The 24031-nt window shown below is 59.1% G+C and carries 17 protein-coding genes; 9 read left to right on the forward strand and 8 right to left on the reverse strand.

Going from position 1 to position 24031, the window contains the following annotated elements:
- Positions 1-33: 33 nt before the first annotated feature.
- Both PMI09_RS19250 and PMI09_RS19255 read left to right on the forward strand, forming a co-directional pair.
- Entirely contained in the window at positions 34-693 is a 660-nt protein-coding gene (locus tag PMI09_RS19250; protein ID WP_007798168.1) for a YggS family pyridoxal phosphate-dependent enzyme, read from the forward strand.
- A gap of 82 nt (positions 694-775) precedes the next feature.
- On the forward strand, positions 776-2686 hold the full coding sequence (locus PMI09_RS19255) for a propionyl-CoA synthetase (protein ID WP_007798171.1): 1911 nt from the start codon (positions 776-778) through the stop codon (positions 2684-2686).
- Positions 2687-2748: 62 nt separating this feature from the next.
- Here PMI09_RS19255 and PMI09_RS19260 read toward each other — a convergent pair whose 3' ends face one another.
- Positions 2749-3447, reverse strand: coding sequence for a DUF1013 domain-containing protein (locus PMI09_RS19260; RefSeq protein ID WP_007798173.1), 699 nt, complete (start codon positions 3445-3447; stop codon positions 2749-2751).
- A gap of 222 nt (positions 3448-3669) precedes the next feature.
- Between PMI09_RS19260 and acs the strand changes: the two genes are divergently transcribed.
- Positions 3670-5625, forward strand: a complete 1956-nt coding sequence (gene acs, locus PMI09_RS19265) for an acetate--CoA ligase (protein ID WP_007798176.1) — start codon at positions 3670-3672, stop codon at positions 5623-5625.
- Between the two features lie 489 nt (positions 5626-6114).
- On the opposite strand, the gene PMI09_RS19270 is transcribed toward acs, so the two are convergent.
- Positions 6115-6339: a DUF1674 domain-containing protein gene (locus PMI09_RS19270; protein ID WP_007798179.1), complete on the reverse strand. Its 225-nt coding sequence runs from the start codon at positions 6337-6339 to the stop codon at positions 6115-6117.
- Between the two features lie 123 nt (positions 6340-6462).
- On the opposite strand from PMI09_RS19270, the gene htpX reads away from it, so the two are divergent.
- The 4 genes from htpX to purH all read left to right on the forward strand — a co-directional run bounded on the left by htpX (position 6463) and on the right by purH (position 12297).
- The gene (htpX, locus tag PMI09_RS19275; RefSeq protein WP_007798182.1) at positions 6463-7425 is read left to right on the forward strand and encodes a zinc metalloprotease HtpX; all 963 of its coding nucleotides are present in this window, start codon (positions 6463-6465) and stop codon (positions 7423-7425) included.
- On the forward strand, positions 7416-8810 hold the full coding sequence (locus PMI09_RS19280) for an RsmB/NOP family class I SAM-dependent RNA methyltransferase (protein ID WP_193385409.1): 1395 nt from the start codon (positions 7416-7418) through the stop codon (positions 8808-8810). Before htpX ends, PMI09_RS19280 begins: the two co-directional genes overlap by 10 nt.
- A gap of 110 nt (positions 8811-8920) precedes the next feature.
- Positions 8921-10585 (forward strand): heparinase II/III family protein, encoded by a 1665-nt coding sequence (locus PMI09_RS19285; RefSeq protein ID WP_007798188.1) that lies wholly within the window; start codon positions 8921-8923, stop codon positions 10583-10585.
- Positions 10586-10680: 95 nt separating this feature from the next.
- Positions 10681-12297: a bifunctional phosphoribosylaminoimidazolecarboxamide formyltransferase/IMP cyclohydrolase gene (gene purH / locus PMI09_RS19290; RefSeq protein ID WP_007798191.1), complete on the forward strand. Its 1617-nt coding sequence runs from the start codon at positions 10681-10683 to the stop codon at positions 12295-12297.
- 15 nt (positions 12298-12312) lie between these two features.
- Here the strand turns inward: purH and PMI09_RS19295 are convergent, their stop codons facing one another.
- Together PMI09_RS19295 and PMI09_RS19300 are read right to left on the reverse strand one after the other, a co-directional pair.
- Complete coding sequence (locus PMI09_RS19295; protein ID WP_183719813.1) at positions 12313-13701, reverse strand: MFS transporter; 1389 nt, start codon at positions 13699-13701, stop codon at positions 12313-12315.
- A 27-nt stretch (positions 13702-13728) separates the two neighbouring features.
- Positions 13729-18504, reverse strand: coding sequence for an NAD-glutamate dehydrogenase (locus tag PMI09_RS19300; RefSeq protein WP_007798195.1), 4776 nt, complete (start codon positions 18502-18504; stop codon positions 13729-13731).
- A 254-nt stretch (positions 18505-18758) separates the two neighbouring features.
- Here PMI09_RS19300 and pdxY point away from each other — a divergent pair, with 254 nt between their 5' ends.
- Both pdxY and PMI09_RS19310 read left to right on the forward strand, forming a co-directional pair.
- On the forward strand, positions 18759-19634 hold the full coding sequence (gene pdxY / locus PMI09_RS19305) for a pyridoxal kinase PdxY (protein WP_007798197.1): 876 nt from the start codon (positions 18759-18761) through the stop codon (positions 19632-19634).
- Between the two features lie 70 nt (positions 19635-19704).
- Positions 19705-20346, forward strand: coding sequence for a carbonic anhydrase (locus PMI09_RS19310; RefSeq protein WP_007798199.1), 642 nt, complete (start codon positions 19705-19707; stop codon positions 20344-20346).
- A gap of 59 nt (positions 20347-20405) precedes the next feature.
- Here the strand turns inward: PMI09_RS19310 and PMI09_RS19315 are convergent, their stop codons facing one another.
- The 4 genes from PMI09_RS19315 to PMI09_RS19330 form a co-directional block, all read right to left on the reverse strand.
- Positions 20406-21224 carry a lytic murein transglycosylase gene (locus PMI09_RS19315; RefSeq protein ID WP_007798202.1) on the reverse strand — a complete coding sequence of 273 codons (819 nt, stop codon included), beginning with the start codon at positions 21222-21224 and terminating at the stop codon, positions 20406-20408.
- A gap of 175 nt (positions 21225-21399) precedes the next feature.
- Positions 21400-22434, reverse strand: coding sequence for an aspartate-semialdehyde dehydrogenase (locus PMI09_RS19320; protein ID WP_007798204.1), 1035 nt, complete (start codon positions 22432-22434; stop codon positions 21400-21402).
- A gap of 111 nt (positions 22435-22545) precedes the next feature.
- Complete coding sequence (locus tag PMI09_RS19325; protein ID WP_037083547.1) at positions 22546-22758, reverse strand: hypothetical protein; 213 nt, start codon at positions 22756-22758, stop codon at positions 22546-22548.
- Positions 22759-22785: 27 nt separating this feature from the next.
- The gene (locus tag PMI09_RS19330; protein WP_007798207.1) at positions 22786-24006 is read right to left on the reverse strand and encodes an OpgC family protein; all 1221 of its coding nucleotides are present in this window, start codon (positions 24004-24006) and stop codon (positions 22786-22788) included.
- Between the last annotated feature and the right edge of the window lie 25 nt (positions 24007-24031).

Below are 24031 nucleotides of genomic sequence, written 5' to 3' on the forward strand. Positions count from 1 at the left end.
CGATCTTCTCATGCGGTCTTGTCGAGGCGAGTGATGGAACTTGAAGAGCGATTGAACGATGTGCGCTCGCATATCGCCGCAGCCGAACAGCAGGGCGGGCGATCCGCGGGTTCGGTTCAGCTTGTCGCCGTCTCAAAGACATTCGGCGCAGACGCCATCCGCCCGGCGCTACAGGCCGGGCAGCGGACTTTCGGGGAAAACAGGGTTCAGGAAAGCCAGGTAAAATGGCCGGAGCTGAAATTGGAGACGTCGGACATCGAACTTCATCTTATTGGACCTCTGCAGTCTAACAAGGCGGCAGAGGCGGTTGCGTTGTTCGACGTGATCGAGACAGTTGATCGCGAGAAGATTGCCCGTGTACTCGCTGACGAAATGAAGCGTCAGGCGAAGACCCCTCGTCTCTATGTCCAGGTAAATACAGGGCTTGAGCCGCAGAAGGCTGGGATCGCACCGAATGACGTCGCGGTGTTTGTCGCTTTTTGTCGTGATGAACTCGGCCTCGCCATCGAGGGACTGATGTGTATCCCGCCAGCGGATGAGAACCCCGGTCCGCATTTTTCATTGCTTGCCAAGCTTGCTAAGGCGTGCGGCGTCGAGAAGCTTTCGATGGGGATGTCCGGGGATTATGAAACGGCCATTGCCTTTGGCGCGACCAGCGTTCGTGTCGGCTCCGCGATCTTCGGCGCCCGCTGATACGCTGCTTTGGTCGGGCTTCCTCTCGTGCCCTGCCTCTCCTAGATTGCTAAGGTAACTTGCATATCCTGGGGAGGAGCAGATGCAGGGTGACTATCAGCGGACCTATGCCAGATGGAAGGGCGATCCGGAGGCCTTCTGGCGGGCGGCGGCGGCGGAAATTGACTGGTTCAAAGAGCCGGAGCGGACGTTTTCACCGGAGAGCGGTCCATATGGCCGTTGGTTCGCCGGAGGCGAAACCAATACCTGCTACAATTGCCTCGATCGCCATGTTCTGGCCGGTCGCGGCGGCAATACCGCATTTATCTACGACAGCCCCGTTAGCGGTACGAAGACTGTCTTTACCTACGACGAAGCCCTTGCCGAAGTGAACGCCGTTGCTGCGACGCTGCGGCAGCGCGGAATCGCGAAGGGCGACCGCGTCATCATCTATATGCCGATGGTGCCGCAAGCGATCTTCTCTATGCTTGCCTGCGCACGCATCGGCGCTGTCCATTCCGTCGTGTTCGGTGGCTTTGCGGCAAATGAGCTTGCGGCGCGCATCGACGATTCGGGAGCGAAACTAATTCTGACCGCAAGTTGCGGGCTCGAACCGGGACGGGTGGTGCCCTACAAGCCCTTGGTCGATCAGGCAATCGCCATCGCGAAGTCAAAGCCGGCCCATTGCCTTGTTCTGCAAAGGATGCAGCTTGCGGCGGACCTGGTTGATGGTCGTGACGAGGATTTCGAAGCTGCCGTCGCGAGAAATCGTGGTGTGAATGTCGAATGCACCCCCGTCGAGGCGACGGACGAACTCTATATTCTCTATACGTCTGGCACGACGGGCCAGCCCAAGGGCGTCGTGCGCGACAACGGCGGTCACATGGTCGCCCTCAACTGGTCGATGACGAACATCTTCGGCATCCAGCAGGGTGAAGTGTTCTGGGCCGCCTCCGATATTGGTTGGGTTGTCGGCCATTCCTACATTGTCTATGCGCCGCTACTGGCTGGCGCTGCCAGTGTTATCTTCGAAGGAAAACCGGTCGGCACGCCTGATGCCGGCGTCTTCTGGCGCATTGCTTCAGAGCATGATGTGCGCGTTCTCTTCACCGCACCTACGGCCTTCCGCGCCATTCGCCGCGAAGATAGCGAGGGCGCACACCTCAAAGCCTATTCGAAGCCCAATTTCAGAGCCCTGTTCCTGGCGGGAGAGCGTGCTGATCCGGAGACACTGAAGTGGGCCGAGCATATGCTCGATGTTCCCGTGATCGATCATTGGTGGCAGACCGAAACGGGATGGCCAATGGTGGCGAATCCGCTCGGCCTTGAGGTGCTACCGGTGAAGCATGGTTCCCCATCGGTACCCATGCCCGGCTATAGTATCCATGTCCTCGATGACGCCGGTCACCCCGTTGCGCCGGGGACACTCGGGAACATTGTTGTCGAGCTTCCCCTGCCTCCCGGTTGCCTGCCCACGCTGTGGAACGCAGATGAGCGCTTCCGTTCGGCCTATTTGGCTGAATTTCCGGGTTATTACAAAACGGCGGATGCCGGCTACGTCGACGAGGATGGCTACCTCTTCATCATGTCGCGAACCGACGACATCATCAACTGTGCCGGTCATCGCCTGTCGACGGGAGCGATGGAGGAGGTTTGTGCTACGCATCCGGATGTTGCCGAATGCGCTGTGGTCGGAATTGCCGACCAGCTGAAGGGCCAGGTGCCGTGCGGGCTTCTGGTTCTCAAAAAGAATGTTTCACGGGAAACATCGGCCATCGAATCGGAGGTCGTAAAGCTGATCCGCGACGCGATCGGCCCGGTGGCTGCTTTCAAGACCGCCATAACGGTCGACCGCCTTCCCAAGACACGCTCCGGCAAGATTCTGCGCGGCACGATCCAAAAGATTGCCGACGGCGTGCCGTGGAAAATGCCAGCGACGATCGACGATCCGGCAATTCTCGAGGAAATCGCGGAAGCGTTGCGCAAGCGCGGATTCGGTTCGCTTCCGATATAAAAGCGCAGAAATAAAAAGGCCCCGCTTACGCAGGGCCTTGTTTATCGCTCATCGGGAGACAATCAGTAGTGATCGTCTTCGTCCTCATCCTTCGGAGAAGACTTCAGCGACTTCAGCTTTGCGAAAACGGCATCGGCGTCGATTTCCTTCTCCTCTTCGCGCTCATGGCTCGTCAGACGCTCGGTCTCATGCGCAGACTGCAAGGTTGCACCAAGCTCGGCTGCCGTTGGCAGCGGACGGCCCTTTGCCGCCTTTTCGACTTCCATGTCGAGATCGATCTGGCTGCAAAGACCGAGTGTTACCGGGTCCATCGGCGCCAGATTTGCAGAGTTCCAGTGAGTGCGTTCGCGAATCTGCTCGATCGTCGACTTCGTCGTGCCGACGAGACGGGAAATCTGCGCATCCTTCAGTTCCGGATGATTGCGCACCAGCCAGAGAATGGCGTTTGGGCGATCCTGGCGCTTGGAAACCGGCGTGTAGCGCGGGCCACGGCGCTTGGATTCGGGCACGCGAACTTTGGGCTCGGAGAGTTTAAGCTTGTGTGCCGGGTTCTTTTCGGCACGGGCGATTTCGTCGCGGGAAAGCTGGCCGGTCGCAATCGGGTCGAGACCCTTGATGCCCTGCGCGGCTTCGCCATCGGCAATCGCCTTCACTTCGAGCGGATGCAGTTTGCAGAACTGTGCGATCTGGTCGAATGACAGGGCTGTGTTGTCGACGAGCCAGATGGCGGTCGCCTTCGGCATGAGCAATTGTTGAGCCATGGATATAGTCCTTCTGTCGTCCGCGCCGGTGTCGCGGTCCGTGGATTGTCACCACTATGTCCGGGAAATATGGCGCTATATAACCGCAGTGACGCAGAATTGCAATTGATCACGAATGAAATGACCTTTGTCTAATTGCCGGGCAAATTCGACCTGCTATGAATGCCCAGAGCCAGTCCGGACTGCTTCGTTCCGTCCGGTGTCCGAGTGAGGAGGAGTTCCATGTCCGAAAAGATCTACCCGGTGCAAAAACCGGTGAAGAACCATGCGCTTATCGATAAGGCCAAGTACGAGCAATGGTACGAGGAAAGCGTCGAGAACCCTGACAAGTTCTGGGGCAAGCATGGCAAACGGATCGATTGGTTCAGGCCCTACACGAAGGTCAAGAACACGTCTTTCACCGGCCGGGTCTCGATCAAGTGGTTCGAGGATGGGCAGACGAACGTTTCGTACAACTGTATCGACCGGCACCTGAAGACCAACGGCAATCAGACGGCGATCATCTTCGAGGGCGACAATCCCTACGTTGACAAGAAGATCACCTACAACGAGCTCTATGAGCACGTTTGCCGTATGGCGAACGTCATGAAGAAGCACGGCGTCAAGAAGGGTGATCGCGTTACCATCTATATGCCGATGATTCCCGAGGCCGCCTATGCGATGCTCGCCTGTGCCCGCATCGGCGCAGTTCATTCGGTCGTGTTCGGCGGCTTCTCGCCGGAAGCGCTGGCCGGTCGTATTGTCGACTGCGAGTCCACCTTTGTGATTACCTGCGACGAAGGCGTGCGCGGCGGCAAGCCGGTACCGCTGAAAGACAATACCGATACGGCCATTCATATCGCCGCTCGTCAGCATGTCATCGTCGACAAGGTCCTCGTGGTGCGGCGTACCGGTGGCAAGACCGGCTGGGCGCCGGGCCGCGACCTCTGGTACCATCAGGAAGTCGCTACGGTTAAGCCTGAATGCCCGCCGGTGAAGATGAAGGCGGAGGATCCGCTGTTCATCCTCTACACCTCTGGCTCCACCGGAAAGCCGAAAGGCGTGTTGCATACGACGGGCGGCTACCTCGTCTATGCGGCGATGACCCATGAATATGTGTTCGACTATCACCCTGGCGATATCTACTGGTGCACCGCCGACGTGGGCTGGGTGACCGGGCACTCCTACATCGTCTACGGTCCGCTTGCGAACTGTGCGACGACGCTGATGTTCGAAGGCGTGCCGAATTTCCCGGATCAGGGCCGGTTCTGGGAGGTCATCGACAAACACAAGGTCAATATCTTCTACACGGCGCCGACGGCGATCCGCTCGCTAATGGGTGCTGGCGACCACTTCGTCACGCGCTCGTCGCGCTCCAGCCTGCGCCTGCTCGGAACGGTTGGCGAGCCGATCAATCCGGAAGCGTGGGAATGGTACTATAACGTCGTCGGCGACAAGCGTTGCCCTGTCATCGATACGTGGTGGCAGACGGAAACCGGCGGTCACATGATCACGCCGCTGCCGGGCGCGACTGACCTGAAGCCGGGTTCGGCGACGATGCCATTCTTCGGCGTCAAGCCGCAGTTGGTCGACAATGAAGGCAATGTGCTCGAGGGTGCCGCGGACGGAAATCTCTGCATTACCGACAGCTGGCCGGGGCAGATGCGCACCGTCTATGGCGACCACGAGCGCTTCATCCAGACGTACTTCTCGACCTACAAGGGCAAGTATTTCACCGGCGATGGCTGCCGACGGGATGAGGACGGCTACTACTGGATCACCGGTCGTGTCGATGACGTGCTGAACGTTTCGGGGCACCGTCTGGGCACCGCCGAGGTCGAATCCGCGCTCGTTTCGCACAACCTTGTGTCGGAGGCGGCCGTCGTTGGGTATCCGCACCCGATCAAGGGCCAGGGCATCTATTGCTACGTTACTCTAATGGCGGGCAATGAAGGTTCGGACGATTTGCGCCAGCAACTGGTCAAGCATGTTCGCAGCGAAATCGGCCCAATCGCAGCACCCGACAAGATACAGTTTGCACCCGGGCTTCCGAAGACCCGTTCCGGCAAGATCATGCGCCGCATCCTGCGCAAGATCGCCGAGGACGACTTCGGCTCTTTGGGCGATACCTCGACGCTTGCTGATCCCGCCGTTGTTGACGATCTGATTGCCAACCGCCAGAACAAGGTGACGGCCTAAGCAAAAGCCGCTCCGAGCGATCGGGGCGGCTTCAGTTCTGTTCGGGACAGATTGCGCGCGGCTTTCGGCCGCCATCATAGGCCCGTACGATCCCCCGCCCGACAGATATTGAGCCGGATTCCTGCCATCTGAAAGTGTTACGTTTGCCAGGATGCGGCCAAAATACTTGTCCGCCAGCAATCTGCGTAAGCTGGATCTCGGGTGATCTGGATGTCGGGCTTCGGCACAGCCTGAGTGCATCTCAGGCGCGTCGATACCGCGAATCCGAACATAGACTTCCATTGTCTGCTGCGGCCAAGGACGAGCTTCGACCAGAAGAGTATCTCCATCGATCACTCTTAGCATTTCAGCCGATACCGGCCCCGCTATTTCGTCGCGTGCCTCGGACGCGACCGGAGTTACGACAAAGGCCAGTGCGACAAGGGAAGCAATCTTTCTCATGAAAGGAATAAATTCCGATCATTGGAGGAGATTAATAGGAAAATTTACTTAGAAATCGATCGCTCTGCCGTTGATTTCCCAGTCCCCGAAGCGGGAGGGATCGGCACCGCCGCGGCCACCTATCTCTGGCGGCATTTCTACCGGCTTCTCGTTTCGGCGACGCTCTTCCGCCTCGGCAAGCGCGCGCTTGGCAGCCGGCGGGAGCAACTTGCGGGGAGTCTCGGCGGCTTCAGTCGCTAGGGTTTCGTTGTTGTCATTATCCGCTGCCTGCATCACGCGATTCCGCCCAAAAATATTGAAAATGGCTGGTGAATGACCAAATCATAGTGCGCCGGCGCCGCAATTGAAACCCTCTGGCCTTGCGCGGATCCGCTTAGGCGTATTTTGGAGATAGCAATGAACCTCGTCCGTACAGCCATGTTGCTCGCCTTCATGACCGCATTGTTCATGGCCGTCGGCTTTCTGATCGGCGGGCGCGGCGGCATGATGATCGCGTTCGTGATCGCGGCTGGGATGAACTTCTTTTCCTACTGGAATTCCGACCGCATGGTGCTGTCGGCCTATCACGCGCAGGAGATCGACGAGCGCAATGCCCCGGAGTTCTTCGCGATCATAAGGGATTTGGCGCGCAATGCCGGTCTGCCCATGCCCAAGGTCTATCTCTACGACAGCCCGCAACCAAATGCCTTCGCGACGGGTCGCAATCCCGAGAACGCTGCCGTTGCCGCGTCCACCGGCCTGCTGAGCGCACTGACGCCGGAAGAGGTCGCCGGCGTCATGGCGCATGAGCTCGCCCACGTGCAAAACCGCGACACCTTGACGATGACGATCACCGCGACGCTCGCCGGCGCGATCTCAATGCTGGGCAATTTTGCGTTCTTCTTCAGTGGCAACCGGGAAAACAACAACAATCCGCTCGGCTTCGTAGGGGTGTTGCTGGCGATGATTGTCGCGCCGCTCGCCGCGATGATGGTTCAGATGGCCATCAGCCGGACGCGCGAATACTCGGCCGATCGCCGTGGCGCGGAGATTTGCGGCAATCCGCTGTGGCTTGCTTCGGCGCTTGCCAAGATCGCGCGGAGCGCGTCGCATGTGCCGAACTACGATGCCGAGCGCAATCCGGCAACTGCCCATATGTTCATCATCAATCCGCTGACCGGCGCCGGCATGGACAATCTGTTCTCCACACACCCGAACACGGAAAACCGGATTGCGGCGCTGCAGGAAATGGCACGCAGCGGCATGAATGTCTCGACGCCGCCGGTTCGCGCTGATAATCCGATGCGCAAATCGCGCTCGGTTCCGAATACCGGTCTTGATCGCGGTGGTTCACAACCGCCGAAAGGTCCGTGGTCTTGAATTCAGACGGCAAGAAAAAGCCATTTCGTAAAGCAAAGCCTTCCAACTCGGGGCCTGTCCTTGCGCCAGCAAAACCCGGATTGCAGGTTCGTGCCGCTGCGGCCAAGATCCTGGCAGCCGTCGTGGACCGGAAGCTCCCGCTTGACGGCGCCTTGGACAATGAACATGGTAATCCAGCCTATAAGGCTCTGAATGAGGGTGACCGCGCACTAGCGCGTGCCATTCTCAATGCGACGCTGCGCCATTTGCCGCGCATAGATGCCGCGATTTCCCTCCTGCTCGAATCGCCGCTTCCCGAAGGCGCGCGGGCATTGCATCACGTTCTCGCGATTGCCGCGGCGCAGATCCTCTATCTTGATGTGCCGGATCATGCCGCGGTCGACCTCGCAGTTGAGCAATCAAATCAGGACCCGCGGAATCGCCGCTTTGCCAAGCTGGTAAATGCCGTCCTACGCCGTCTCGGACGCGAGAAAGAGGATGTCCTGGCTGAAATCAACGCCATTCCGGTCATGCCGGAATGGTTTCTTAAAAGGCTCGAAAAGGCCTACGGCAAGGAAAGGGCACGATCGATCTCTGAATCGCAGCTCGAGCCGGCCGCAATTGATCTTACCGTCAAAACGGACGCGCGGAGCTGGGCGCAGCGTTTGGGCGGTCTTGTGCTGCCGACCGGTGGTGTTCGGCTGGCCGCCTTCGAGGGCGGCATTCCCTCACTCGAGGGATTTGCGGAGGGCGCCTGGTGGGTTCAGGACGCAGCCGCCAGTATCCCTGCCCAGCTCTTCGGTGACTTGGCGGGAAAACGCGTTGCGGATTTGTGTGCAGCGCCTGGCGGAAAGACGGCCCAGTTGATCCTTGCTGGGGGTGACGTTACGGCGGTCGAGCAATCCGAAAACCGTATTAAGCGTTTGCGAGCCAATCTGGATCGGCTAGCGTTGAGTGGCGAGACGGTTGCCAGCGACCTGACGAAATACCAGCCAGCGGAACTGTTCGATGCCATACTGCTGGATGCGCCCTGCTCATCGACGGGGACGACGCGCCGACATCCCGACGTTCTCTGGGTCAAGGGGCCGGACGACATCGCGAAACTTGCTGCGCTTCAGGAGCGCCTGCTGCGCCACGCGATAACCTTGCTGAAGCCGGGCGGCACAATTGTCTTTTCCAATTGCTCGCTTGATCCGACCGAGGGAGAAGAGGTAGCCGCTCGCGTCCTTTCGGATACACCGATGCTCGAGCGTGTCGCCATTGATGCCAAGCGCTGGCCGGGACTGGAGTCTGCTATCAGCCGCCTCGGAGAATTCCGCACGACGCCCGACATGTTGGAGGTTCCCGCCGGTTTTGCGGGTGGCCTTGACGGCTTCTACGCCGTCGTTATTCGCCGTGTTGCCTGATCGAAAGGCAACTGGCATAGTTGAGCACCCGTCATAATTTGATACGTAAGTGTCACGGATTCTGCGCTTATTCACTTATTCTTAACGACACGGGTCAATAGACAATAAACATGTGGTCCGGGTTCTCGGCTCTTTACTTGGGAGAGGTTTGGCGGCGCACGCTGTGCCGCGGAGCACTTCTGCGGCTGCGCCTCTTCCGCCACACGGTTCACGCCCCGGAGCGCCTGATTGTCGCCCCGACCGACCTACGTGCGGTCGATCCGCATGTGGCCGAAGAGATTTTGAACGGCCGCTTCCCGCTTGCCGGACGCCTTCTCGAAACGGGCGGCAAGTCGCCTTTCAATTTCAGCCTTCCGTCCCGATCCTTCGCGTTGCGGCTTCATGGCTTCGGATGGCTTCGCCATATGCGGACCAAGAAGAGTGACCTTCACTCGAGCGTCGCCCGCTCCATCGTCAACAACTGGCTGTCGCTGCATGGCGGCCGCATCGAAGGCATCGCCTGGGGGATCGATGTCACCGCGCAGCGGGTGATTTCCTGGCTCTCGCATTCGCCCGTTGTCCTTCACAATGCCGATCGCGGCTTCTATCGCCGTTTCCTGCGCTCGCTAGCCTTTCAAGTTCGATTTCTACGCCGAATGGCAAAGTACGCGCCTCCCGGCGAAGTTCGCTTTCGATTGCGGATCGCCCTTGCGATGGCCTCCATTGCAATGCCAACGCGCTCAGGTGCGCTCCGACGCGCTGCCGAAGCATTGGATCGGGAGTTTGACAGCCAGATTCTACCTGACGGAGGTCATGTCTCGCGCAATCCGCGGGTCGGATTGGAGCTGCTCCTCGATCTCCTTCCGCTCCGGCAAACCTACGTCAATCTCGGTCATGACCTGCCGCAGAAACTGATCTCGGGCATCGATCGTATGTATCCGGCCCTGCGCTTCTTCCGGCACCAGGATGGCGATCTCGCGCTTTTTAATGGCGCGACGTCGACTCTCGCGACGGAATTGATGTCGTTGCTGCGATACGACGAGACCGCGGGCGATCCCTTCAAGGCGATGCCCCATTCGCGCTATCAGCGGCTGGCTGCGGGTAGAACCGTGGTCATTGCCGATACCGGATTGCCGCCTACTGGCAGCCTGTCCCGCACGGCACATGCCGGTTGCCTGTCGTTTGAGTTGTCCTCCGGACGTCACCGTTTTATTGTCAATTCCGGATCGCCGAAATTTGCCGGACAGCGTTACGTGCAGATCGCTCGAACGACTGCTGCGCATAGCACTGTAACTGTCAACGACACCTCATCCAGCCGTTTTGCGCCGTCAGACTTCATTGCGAACGTGATTACTGATGGCGTCAAAACCGTAAGCGTCGATCGCGCGCTCGCCGATGACGGGCGCGACGTAATCAAGGCGAGCCATGACGGCTACCTTAACGCATTTGGTGTTCTGCATGAGCGAGAGCTGACCCTGAACGCCACGGGATTGATCGTTACGGGTTATGATCGACTGGTTGCGCCGGAAGGCAAGGTCGATGAGGCCGTGCGTGCCGTGGCGCGCTTCCATGCCCACCCCTCGATCAATCTAAAGCAGCTTGACAAAGAGTCGGTGATGATGACGGCTCCCGATGGAGAAACATGGCTGTTCTCCTCGCCCGGCAACGAAGTGCTGATTGGCGAGGACGTCTTCTTTGCCGACGCGTCGGGCATTTGCGGTTCCGATCAGATCGAGATCGCCTTCTCCTATCCTGACCGACCGGAAATACGCTGGTTTTTATCGCGTAAGAGCTAGCGACTGTTTCCGCGGCGGCAAAGCTGTGCTAACGCGGCGCCATCATCCGCTTATCCCTCGCCGGATATCTCCTGAAGACCAAACGGAGAAGCCTCATGGCCGTTGTTTCCAAGAAAATTCCCGCACCCGACAAGGTCGCCGTCAAGACAGCGTTGCTTTCGGTATCCGATAAGACCGGTATCGTCGAGCTCGCGCGCGCACTTGCCGATAAGGGCGTTCGCCTCCTGTCGACAGGTGGCACTCACAAGGCAATTGCAGCCGCCGGACTTGCGGTGACCGATGTTTCCGACGTCACAGGGTTTCCTGAGATCATGGATGGTCGGGTCAAGACCTTGCATCCGAAAGTGCACGGCGGCCTGCTTGCCATTCGCGATGACGCGGAACACCAAGCTGCGATGAAGGCGCACGGCATCGAGGGTATCGACCTTGTCGTCATCAATCTTTATCCGTTCGAGGACGTTCGTGCTGCCGGCGGTGACTATCCGACGACCGTCGAGAATATCGATATCGGCGGTCCCGCGATGATCCGTGCGTCGGCCAAGAACCACGCCTATGTGACGATCCTGACCGATCCGGTGGACTATGCCGAGCTACTCGAACATCTCGCTTCCGACGCCGGCGGCACTGCCTATGGCTTCCGCCAACGGATGGCAGCCAAGGCGTTTGCTCGCACGGCTGCTTATGATTCGATGATCTCCAACTGGTTTGCCGAGGCGCTCTCGATAGACACCCCGCGTCATCGCGTCATTGGCGGTGTGCTCAAGGAAGAGATGCGGTACGGCGAGAACCCGCACCAGAAGGCGGCATTCTATGTCACGGGCGAACGCCGCCCCGGTGTTGCCACGGCGTCACTGCTTCAGGGCAAGCAGCTCTCCTATAACAACATCAACGACACCGATGCGGCCTACGAGCTCGTCGCCGAGTTCCTGCCGGAAAAGTCAGCAGCCTGCGCGATCATCAAGCACGCAAATCCCTGCGGCGTGGCAACCGGTTCCAGCTTGCTCGAAGCTTACAAGCGCGCGCTTGCCTGCGACTCCGTTTCCGCCTTTGGCGGCATCATCGCCCTTAACCAGACACTCGATGCGGAAACGGCGGAAGAGATCATCAAGCTCTTTACCGAAGTCATCATCGCGCCTGAGGTTACTGAGGAGGCGAAGGCCATCGTTGCGCGCAAGGCAAACCTACGTCTGCTGACTGCAGGCGGGCTCCCAGATCCGCGGTCTGCCGGTCTGACGGCGAAAACCGTCTCCGGCGGTTTGCTCGTGCAGAGCCGAGACAACGGCATGGTCGAGGATCTGGAGCTGAAGATAGTTACCAAGCGTGCGCCTACCCAGCAGGAACTCGAGGACATGAAATTTGCCTTCAAGGTCGCCAAGCATGTCAAGTCGAACGCGGTGGTCTATGCCAAGGACGGGCAGACGGCCGGCATTGGCGCAGGCCAGATGAGCCGCGTGGATTCTGCGCGGATCGCCGGCCTGAAGGCCGAGGAAGCTGCCAGGTCTCTCGGGCTCACAGAGCCGTTGACGCACGGTTCGGCCGTTGCCTCGGAGGCCTTCCTGCCCTTCGCCGATGGCTTGCTGTCAATGATCGCAGCCGGTGCGACGGCGGTTATCCAGCCGGGCGGATCGATGCGCGATCAGGAAGTGATCGACGCTGCCAATGAGCACAATGTCGCAATGGTCTTTACTGGGATGCGGCACTTCCGCCACTAAGCGGGTAGGCCGCCGTTACGCCCTGTCCGCAGGATAGGGCGTACGGACGAGCAGGATCAGCCCTGCGGCCAAAAAGAGTACAAGTGTTGCCATTCCAAGCCGCGACGAGCCCGTCATATAGGTCACGGCGGAGAAGAACAGCGTCGCCAGGAAGCTCGTGGCGCGCCCTGAAAGCGCATAGATGCCGAAATAGCGGCCCGCCTCGTTCAGGCTTACGCTTCGTGCGAGATAGGAGCGTGACGACGCCTGCACCGGGCCGAAGGCAAGGCCGATCAGTAGGCCGTAGGCGATGTATGCTTTCTCGGCTGCCGTCCCGAAGAGTCCACCGGAATCGGCGGTCGGCAGTTCGAGCAGGCCGAAGAGCGTGTATCCCGGCCCCGTCGACACAATGCCAACGGTGGCAAGCAACAGCATCGCCAAGCTGATGACAATTGTCGACTTGGATCCGATATGTCGATCGACCCGGCCTGCAATGATACAGCCGAAGATTGCGACGACGTTGAGTATGATCCCGTAGATCCCGATTTCGATTGTCGCCCAGCCGAACATTCCTGCGGCAAAGGCGCCACCAAGAATCAGCAGTCCGTTGACGCCATCCTGATAGATCATGCGGGCGACCAGGAAATGAAGAATGCCTCGGCGGTGCTTGAGCTCGCCAAGCGTGCTTTTCAGCTCGGCAAGGCCGGTTCGCACCGCGGCACCGAACGGAAGGCCCTTGCTGACATCCGGTGTGAAAAAGAACATCGGAAGAATAAAGATCAGGTACCAGGCGGCCGAGATCGGCCCGGTGATGCGGGCATCTTCCCCTTGGTGTGGATCAAGACCGAACAAGGGATCAAGACCAAGAATTGTTTTGCCGGATTCCAGATTTCCCGCAAGCAGGACGACCACGGCGATCAGGACAATCATCCCGCCAAGATAGCCAAGACCCCAGGCCGTATTGGACAACTTGCCGACCTCGTCTTTGCTGACGAGCCGCGGCATCATGGAGTCGTTGAAGACGATCGAGAACTCGGCCGCGATCGACGCCAGGATCATGAAGGTTACTGGGTAGACCAGCGACGAACCCGGTGACGCAAACCAGAGGCAGAAGAGGCTCGCAATCTTGATGACGGCGAAAAAAGCGATCCAAGGCTTTCGCGCGCCGGACTGGTCTGCAATCGAACCCAGGACGGGCGACAAGATGGCGATGATCACCGAAGAGATCGTCGCCATGTTGCTCCACATCGCCTGAGCGGAGACCGGATCGGCCGTCAGGCGTGACACGAAGTACGGGCCGAAGATAAAGGTCGTCACGACCGTGAAGAATGGCTGGGCTGCCCAGTCGAAGAGCATCCAGCCCCAGATGCCCTTCTCCGATGCCCTAGCCGGCTGAGTTCCCGTCCAGTCGATGCGATTCACAATCCGCTCCTGATTCCGAGCGGAACTGTCTCACCTCGCCCCGTCGCGCGCAAGGTCGGTCAACAGACCCGCTGCCACGGTGATCCGGGCAAGATTCGGATCGCCGCTGTCACTCAACCCGGATAGTTCCTCTGCAATCCGGTTGATTCTGATGCGATCGCCGGCATGCCAAGCCTGGACCGGAAGCTTGTCCTTTCCATGGTTTGCGAGCGCCGAGATGACGATATCGCGTCTCGCACTGGCGATCTGGTCGATGCTGCGTGCCAGCGCCAGATTCTCGTAGTGGTCGGCCGAGATGATGCGCGATCCGGCGGCGAGCAACCGCCCGATCCGGAATGTCTGTGAGACGGCAAAATAGCTTTCCGCTGCGCGAGCCAGTGGTTCGCCCGTGCGTTCGGCGATCTGCATGATCTCGGGCACGAGCGCAAAGCCGAGGAGCCCCGAGATCTCGGCGGCCAGCTTATCGGGCACGCCGGCCTCGCGATATTCTTGGCGGCGTGCCTCGAGCTCGGGTACTGTCTGGCTGGCGAAAATCGGCTTGAGCTTCTTCAGGGCTGCTTGAAGTCCCTCGATGGTGGCAGCCATATCGCCCTTGACCATCTGTGTCTTCAGAAGAAGGCGCGTCAACACCGTGAAGGTGTGGCTGATTTCCTCGTAGATGCGGTTCTGGATCTGGCCGCCGATCTTTCCGTCCAGCGCATCCGTCTCCGTCCAGAGCCGTCCGAGATCGAAGCCATCACGGGCAATGATTGCCGCCCGAACAACCTCCGGTGCGGATGCCGCTGTGGCATCCATCATGCTGACAGCGAAGCCAGGGCCGCCGCGGTTAATGACCTCGTTGGCAAGCACGGTCGCAATGATCTCGCGTTTCAGACGATGGGCGTCGATGTCCGATGCGTTCGTCTTGCGCATCTTTGCGGGGAAGTAGTTCGAAAGCGTTGCGGTGAAATAGGGATCATCAGGCAAATCGCTGGCGGCCAGGGCATCAAACAACACGATCTTGGCATAGGAAAGCAGAACGCCAATCTCGGGTCGGGTCAGCGGCTTGCCCGCCGCATAGCGCTCGGCAAGGACCGTATCGTCAGGCAGCGTCTCAACCTTCCGGTTCAACTGCTTGGCGCCTTCGAGCACCGTCATGAGCCGGGCAAGTTCGAGGCCGTTTGCCGTGCCCTTGCGCTCCGTCAGCGAAATCGCCAGAGACTGCAAATAGTTGTTCCTGAGCACCAGCTTTGCGACCTCATCCGTCATTGATGACAGGAGCTGGTCGCGCTTTGCCCGCGTGAGGCGATTATCGTGCATGGCGGCGGCAAGCGCGATCTTGATGTTGACTTCGACGTCCGACGTATTGACGCCAGCCGAATTGTCGATCGCGTCGGAATTGCAGCGCCCGCCCCTCAGGCCGTAGGCAATACGGCCCTTCTGCGTCACACCGAGATTTGCGCCCTCGCCGATCACCCTGGCGCGCACGTCTTCCGCCGCAACGCGAATGGGATCGTTGGCACGGTCGCCAACCTCGGCGTCTGTTTCGGACGGCGCCTTGACATAGGTGCCGATACCGCCAAACCAGAGCAGATCGACCGGGCTTTTCAAAATGGCCGTCATGATCTCGAACGGCGTTGCCACGGCTTTGTCGATGCCGATCGCAGCCATTGCTTCCGGCGTCAGCGTGACCGACTTCGCCGATCGCGAAATGATCATCGCGCCCTTCGAAAGGACACCCTTGTCGAAATCTTGCCAGCTCGACCGCGCTAGATTGAAAAGCCGCTGCCGTTCCGCGAGCGTCTTTGCCATATCCGGATCCGGATCGATGAGAATGTCGCGATGGTCGAAAGCGGCGACCAGCCGGATTTTTGGTGACAGCAACATGCCGTTGCCGAACACATCGCCGGACATATCGCCGACACCGGCAACGGTGAAGGGCGTGGTCTGGATGTCGATATCCATTTCACGGAAGTGGCGCTTCACCGTTTCCCAGGCACCGCGGGCGGTGATGCCCATTTTCTTGTGGTCGTAACCGGCCGAGCCACCCGAAGCGAAGGCATCGTCCAGCCAGAAGCCCGCTTCCTGCGCGAGCGCGTTGGCGGTGTCCGAGAAGGTGGCGGTTCCCTTGTCGGCGGCCACGACGAAATAAGGGTCGTCGCCGTCAAGCCTGACTGTGTCCTTTGGCGGCACGATATCGGCGCCATTGATGTTATCGGTGATCGACAGCAGAGTGCGGATATAGGTCTTGTAGGCTTCGCGACCAGCGTTGAAGATTTCGTCGCGGCTGCCGCCGACCGGCAGCTTCTTCGGATAGAAGCCACCTTTAGCGCCGACTGGCACGATGACGGCGTTCTTGACCTGTTGTGCTTTCACAAGCCCCAGCACTTCGGTGCGATAGTCTTCAGCGCGGTCAGACCAACGCAGGCCGCCACGCGCCACCTTGCCGAAGCGCAGGTGTACGCCTTCGACTTCGACGCCATAGACGAACATCTCGCGGAATGGTCGGGGTTCGGGCAATCCGTCGACCAGATGCGGATCGAGCTTGAAGGCCAGCATCGCTTTCGGCAAGCCATCCTGATCGCGCTGGAAGTAGTTGGTCCGCAGTGTCGCGTCCACGACGTTGACGTAGCGGCGCAGGATTCGATCGTCGTCGAGACTCGGCACATCGGAGAGAGCCGCCTCGATCCTTTGGTGATGCTCGGCCGCCTTCTTGATCCGCGTCTTCTCGGAAATTTTCGGATCGAGCGCGTCGTAAAACAGCCGAAAGATCATCGCTGCGATTACCGGATACTTGTCCAGCGTGGTAGCGATGTAGTCCAGCGAATACGGAATGCCGGCCTGGCGCAGATAGCGGGCATAGGCACGAAGGACGCTGGTTTCGCGCGCAGTCAATCCCGCCGAGACGATCAGGCGGTTGAAGTTGTCATTGTCGATGACGCCGCTGAACGCTGCGAGGAACGCTTCCTCCAACATCTCTCCATGACGATGGAGATCGATTTGGATACCTCCCCGAGGCTCAAGTTCCATATCATGCAGCACCACCAGCGTTTCCGGGCCGCCGTGGAGGGTTACATCGATATCGAATGTTCCCTCGCTTATGACGTTAAAGCCGAGGTTCTCAAGCAAGGGTACGCGGCGGGACAGGGCGAGTTGGCCGCCGGAATGGAAAATCTTCAGGCAAAGCAGCTCAACGCCGTCTTTCTCCCGCGTGTAGAACGCTATGCGGATCGGCTCTCCGGCTGCGCAAGCGGTGATGTCCTCAAGATCATAGAAGGTTTCTTCGGGCGGGAAGAGATCCTGGAACGCGTGGCTTACGAGCAAGCGAGGAGCCTTGGGTCCAGCCAGGGCTTCGAACCGGTCATCCCAACGCGCCGTGATGGCTCGAATTGCCTCCTCGAGTTTTGCTTGCGGCACGCGTGGAGTTTTGCCGCCGGAACGACCGATGATGAAATGAACGCGCGCAACGCCGCCTTCCGGGAAAGCCGGATAATAGGCGGACACGCGGCCATCATAGACGGTCTTCAGATAGGTTCCGATCTTTTCACGCACGATCGAGTCATATTCCTCGCGTGGCACATAAACGATCACCGAAACGAAGCGATCAAAGTGATCGATGCGCGGCAGCGCGCGGACACGCGGCCGGTCGGCGAGATCGTTGATCTGTTCTGCAAAGCTCGCCAGAAGGGTCGTGTCGATCTGGAAGAGGTCGTCACGTGGATAGGATTCCAGCGTATTGTCCAGCATACGGCCCGAGTGACTCATCGGGTCGAAGCCGAAATATTCCTTCACCCGCTCGATCTTGGAACGGAGCAGCGGAATCTCGCTGGCGAGGGATGTATAGGCGGTTGAGGTGAAGAGGCCGACGATGCGCAATTCGCCGGTTACGTTTCCTTTGGCGTCAAAGCGCTTGACGCCGACATAGTCCATATAGGCGCGTCGATGGACGATCGACTTCACGTTCGCTTTGGTGACGATCAGGAAATCCGGGCCATCGAGGAATGCGAGGATTTCCGGCGTCGTCGTGACAGCGTCCTTACCGGTGCGCAGAACGAGCACGTCGGGGTTTGAAAGGATGCCGAGGCCAGCGCCCTTGTCACGCTCCACCTTTGCGCTCGCGCCTTTGCCCGAGTAGACGTACTCACGCATCCCGAGAAAGGTAAAGTTGGCATCGCGCAGCCACGTCAGGAAGGCGAGCGCTTCATCGCGTTCCGCTTTCCTGCGGCTGGCATTGTAGGCAGAAAGTTCGTCGATCACCGTTCCGAGCTTATCGAGCATCGGTCTCCAGTCGGAAACCGTCACGCGCACCTGCTCGACCACGGTCTTCACACGCTTGATCAGATCGGCTGCCTGAGCCGTCGTCAGGGGCGCAAGGTGCAGCTGGATATGGCTGACGCGTTTGGCCGGTTCGCTTTGGAGGTCGGCCGAGTAAAGTTCAGGCGCTTTGCCGTCCTCCATCACGAGGATCGGATGCACGGCCATGTAGAGGTCGCGATAACTGCTGGTGACCTCGCCCATCACCGATTCATACAAGAACGGCACATTGTGGTCGGTGACCGAAAGAACGGATACGGCAACGCCGTCGGGCTCCACGTCGGCGATGGTATCGATGGTGATGCGCGCTGAATTGCCTGCCCAGGCTGCTAATTCTTTTGCAGAATGCACGGCAGAAAGTGCCAACATCTCCGGCGTGTAGCGTTCCAGGTCGTCGCCGCTGGCGCGCCCGAACAAGAATTCGGGATCGAGGTAGGTCTCCCCGGTTGCGGCCGCGATTTTGGTCGCGCTCTCGAGCTGTTTTTCTCGCTTCGGATTGTTTCGACCAGCCATCGCAGATACTCCCTCATCTCCTCGATTTGGCGCAAGTTAGCAGAAGATTTGACGAAAGAATCTCTAAAAGAGTGCATTGCGAGGCAGCTTTCATGCGTTTTTGGCGGTCGGAACGCAAATTTTCGAAAGATTTTGCTTCGTTGTATGAATGCCCGAATTTCTTGCGGCGGAAGTTTCCATGTCTGCGTGAAGAGCTGTTGACAGTGGAGCTGCAAAAAGGAGATCAACGGTCATCGAAGGCCGAGTAGAGCATCATGTCAGATAATGCCGCAGGAACCGTCATTGTTATCTCCAGCCATGTTGTGCGTGGGTCCGTCGGAAATCGTGCGGCGGTCTTTGCGCTAGAGACACTCGGTCATCAGGTCTGGGCGCTGCCGACGATCGTGCTGCCGTGGCACCCCGGCCATGGCCGGTCGACACGGCTCACGTTTGCCGAAGCCGATTTTGACGCGGCGATCGACGATCTCATTCGCGCACCCTGGATCGGTGAAGTGAAGGCTGTTCTTTCAGGGTATTTTGGCAATGCCGGGCAGGCGCGCTCGGTTGCCCGGCTCGTGACAGCTTTGCGCGAGCAGAAACCGGAGCTGCTTTACGTTTGCGATCCGGTTATGGGGGATCTGGGTGGCCTTTACGTGCCGCAGGCAACGGCCGAGGCGATCAGGGATCATCTGATACCCCTTGCTTCGCTTGCGACGCCTAATCGATTTGAACTCGCCTGGCTCGCTGGTGCCCCGCTGGAGGACAATACGTCGATTATGGATGCTGCCCTGTCGCTCGGTCCGTCCCGCATGCTGGTGACCTCAGCCGTGCCGATGATGGCAGGAGGCACAGGAAATCTCTATCTCTCGGGGCGCCATGCGCTGCTGGCGGAACATCGCCTGATCGACAAGCCGCCGAATGGCCTCGGTGATCTTCTTGCCGCGCTGTTTCTGTCGCGGCTTCTTTCCGGCATGGAGGACGAGAAGGCGCTTCAGCTTGCAACGGCAAGCGTCTACGAGGTGCTTGTCCGCGCCGTGAAGCGGGGGAGCGACGAATTGACGCTGGCAAGCGACGCGTCAAGCCTGGCAACGCCGATGGCGATGGTACAGATGCGGCGCTTGATGCACCCGGCACAAAGGCGCAAGGGCTGACGTCACGCCCGCGCTTGCTATCTTGCAGTGCGATATTGATCTTGGTGGGCGCAGGCTGTAATCGAAGATCATGCAGCGTTTTCCAAACACCCTTCTCGACGGTTACCGCAACTTTATGAACGGGCGTTATGCGGACGCCCGTGATCGCTACAAGACGCTTGCCGAGCACGGCCAAAACCCAAGCACACTGGTGGTCGCCTGTTCGGACTCGCGTGCTGCTCCCGAGCTGATCTTTGATGCAGGTCCCGGCGAACTTTTCGTCATCCGCAATGTCGCCAACATGGTGCCGCCCTACGAGCCGGATGGTCATTTTCATGCCACGTCAGCCGCGCTGGAATTCGCGGTTCAGGTTCTGAAGGTTACGGACATCGTTGTCATGGGTCATGGGCGCTGTGGTGGCATCAGGGCGGCGCTCGATCCGAGTGCCGAGCCCCTTTCGCCCGGCGACTTTATCGGACGCTGGATGTCGCTCGTCAGGCCTGCGGCCGAGCAGATCGGCGCCAATGACGTGATGACTCCTGCCGAGCGCCAAACCGCCCTCGAGCGTGTCTCGATCCGCAATTCGATTGAGAATCTCAGGACGTTTCCAGACATCAAGGCCCTGGAAGACGCCGGCAAGATCGCACTTCACGGTGCCTGGTTCGATATTTCGACGGGAGAACTGTGGGTCATGGACGCCGAAACCCGCGACTTCATTCGCCCCGACGTCTAGGCTCAAACAAAAAAGCGCCGAACCTCAGTTCGGCGCTCGCGGTTTGCGCTGAATTATTCTCAGTTTCCGTCGATCTGCTGGCCGATATAAGCGATGGCCTGCTGATAGACCGTCGCCGCGTTCCAGCCGGCGATCGCTGCGAAGTTGGGCTCGCCGGGCTGATAGCCGGCACCAGCCTGCCAGCCATGGCCTTTCAGGAAATTAGCAGTAGAGGCAAGCGCATCAGCGCGCGAGCCGACCATATCGACGCGGCCGTCGCCATCACCATCGGCGCCGAAGCGCACGACATTGCGCGGCAGGAACTGCGTCTGTCCGATCTCGCCATGGGCCGCACCGCGCGCCTGCGGGTTGAGGTAACCCTCCGAGACAAGCTGCAGTGCTGCATAGAGCTGATCGGTGAAGTAGTCGGAACGTCGGCAATCGTAGGCGAGGGTCGACACTGCCGACAGCGTATGCTGGTTGCCCATATAGCTGCCGAATCCGGTCTCCATGCCCCAAATCGCGATTAGCGGACCCGCCGGCACGCCGTAGCGGCGTTCGATCGACGCAAAGAGAGCGGCATTGGCGCGCTTCATGCCCTTGCCGCGCGAAATGATCGCTGCACCGCCACGCTTCTGCATGAAAGCATCGAAGGAAAGCTTGAAACTCTTCTGGCCGCGGTCAGCGGCAATAGTCGGTCTGTTGTAGGAGACGTTTGCGAAGGCGCGATCAAGAACGGAGGGGCTGACACCGCTTGCAGCTGCCTCTTGCTTGAACTCGCCAACCCAGGCCTCGAAACCGGCGCCGTTGTTGCCACACTGGGCTGCCTTGGCTGCTGCAGGAACTGCGTGGAGAATGCAGGCCGCCGAAGCTGCCAACAGAAATCTTGTCATGCGCATGGAGATACCCCGATCCCGATCTGACTAGCCTTCAAACCGGGCCCGCAGCCCGCTTTCGGCAATATTGTCACCGTCTTTGATTTGGCAAGCGCGGGAAGCCGAGAACAGCAAACCCGCGCCAAAAAAGCCCTTACCTTAATAAGCCGGGCTTAACAAACCATAGTTAACAATTGGTTCAGGCTGCCTGCTTGCGCGGCTTCACAAGTCCGCGATTAATAAGCAGCTCAGCGATCTGAATCGCGTTGAGAGCGGCACCCTTGCGGAGGTTGTCGGAGACCACCCACATGTTCAGGCCGTTCTCGACCGTCGCGTCTTCGCGGATGCGGGAGATATAGGTCGCATCTTCACCGGCAGACTCGTAGGGCGTGATGTATCCGCCGTTCTCGTGCTTGTCGATGACGAGGCAGCCGGGAGCTTCGCGCAGGATGTCGCGTGCCTGATCAGCCGTGATCTCGCTTTCGAACTCGATGTTGACCGATTCAGAGTGGCCGATGAAGACAGGAACGCGAACTGCCGTGCAGGTCACCTTGATCTTCGGGTCGAGCATCTTCTTGGTCTCGGCGAGAACCTTCCACTCTTCCTTCGTGTAGCCGTCTTCCATGAAGACATCGATATGCGGGATGACGTTGAAGGCGATACGCTTCGTGAACTTCTTGTTCTCGATCGGATCTGCGACGAACACGGCTCGCGTCTGGTTGAACAGCTCGTCCATACCATCCTTGCCGGCGCCGGAAACGGACTGATAGGTCGAAACGACGACGCGCTTGATCTTGGCGAAGTCGTGAAGCGGCTTGAGCGCCACGACGAGCTGGGCAGTCGAGCAGTTCGGGTTGGCGATGATGTTGCGCTTGCTGAATTGGGTAACGGCGTCGGGATTCACCTCAGGAACGATCAGCGGCACGTCTGCGTCGTAGCGCCATGCCGACGAGTTATCGATGACGACACAACCCTGCGCACCGATCTTGGGCGACCACTTCTTGGAGACCTCGCCGCCGGCCGACATCAGGCAGATGTCGGTGTCCGAGAAATCGTAGTTCTCGAGGTTTGCGACCTTCAGCGTCTTGTCGCCGTAAGAAACCTCAGTGCCCTGCGAGCGCGCAGACGCAAGCGCTACGACTTCATCGGCGGGGAAACCGCGTTCGGAGAGGATATTGAGCATTTCCCGGCCAACATTTCCGGTCGCTCCCGCAACTGCAACTTTAAAACCCATTTCTCAAGCTCTCTTTCTCTTCTCTCCTCTTGTCCGGTGAGGGGGAAGCGCGAAGACATCGCGACTTCCTGTCCCCAGCCGGGCCGGGGAGAGAGCGGCAGGCCAGAGACGTCAGACGGTTTTCGTCGTCGTTTTGGCCTTGGTTTTGGAAGAAACCGGAACGGCAATACCCATCCCGGCACCTTGTGCCCGGTCATTGCATGCAGCAATGGCGTGTTCATCACGAACCATGGATATTCCTTTTCCGCCGTTGCTCTTAAAAGGTTTTCCACAGGAGTCAAGGTTTTTGCGATCATGATATGCGACGGCGCGGAAGGCAGCGATCTCTCAACAGTCGCATGGTACTGGCGTCTAGCGTCGATCTTGCGAACGATCGACGCGCGCAGGAACCGGCACCATCGTTCGGCTGGGCAGCCTGTCGCGGTCGCCGGTCTCCAGCTTGCGCTTTCGCTCAAGATGGTAGGCGTAGGCGAACTGAATGGCGATGCCGATGACCACGAAGACTGGGCCGACGATCCGGTCGTGGTTGTTGATGTAGAGCACCACCTGACCAACCATCGCCAGAACAGTGCCGGCGACAAAGATGTTCAGCGAGTGGCGTCCAAGGATGGTCAGCGGATTGTTCGTGGACCGGCGAAGCAGGCGTGAGATTGCTGGAATATTGATGACGAGATACGTCAGCGCCAGAACGTGCAGTAGCCTCGGCAGCGACAGGAATGTCTTGTCGAAGCCTGTCAGCACGGGCGGCAGCCCGAGCGATGCCAACGCAATTCCGAAGCTCCAGAGCTGGCCCACGACCCAGGCAAAGGACAACGCGACATAGGCGGCCGCGAAAGCAAAGAGGATCGGGTGCTGCGGCAGTTGGCCGCCGCGGCGCACATGCATCATGCCAACGATGCCGATCGTGAAGAGGAATTGCCAGGACAGTGGGTTGAGGAACCAATAACCCTCGATCAGCATGTTATGTGGCGCTATCTCGTAAACGCCCGCAAATAGCCAAACAGTGCCGGAAACGGCGAGTGCAAGAAGAGGGCTTGCCGCGTTGAGCAGAAGGATGATCGGCACCATCAACATCAACGCGCCGTACATCGGCAGAATGTTGTTGTAGCCGATCTGATGTCCAAGCAGTACTAGCGAGGGAATGCCGGCCTTCAGATTGGTGAGGACGGCGAGGATGTTGATTTCACACAGCAGGCCGGGTCGGTGGAAGATCCACGCGCCGGCCAGGAACAGGGCGAGCGTCATGAACGTCGTTATCATGTGAGCCAGATAAAGGGTAAACGCCCGCTTCATGGCCTTCACTACCGTCTGCAGCCACGCGCCGGGCTCAAAGCGCGTACCATAGGCCAAGCCAACCGCGATGCCCGAAATCAGAACGAAGGCTTCGGCCGCATCTGAAAAGCCGAAATTCTTGGTTGTAAGATTCTCGAAAATCTGACCGGGTACGTGATTGATGAAAATCGTGATGAGCGCGAGTCCGCGTAGAACGTCCAATCTCGTATCGCGTTTCGGCGCCGCTACCGTCACAGAACTTTGCTTGGCGCCGATCGTTCCCCCGAGCGCTATTGCCATGGACCTCTCCTGCTTTTCCGATTTG

This window comes from Rhizobium sp. CF122 (genome assembly GCF_000282035.1).
Taxonomy (GTDB): Bacteria; Pseudomonadota; Alphaproteobacteria; order Rhizobiales; family Rhizobiaceae; genus Rhizobium.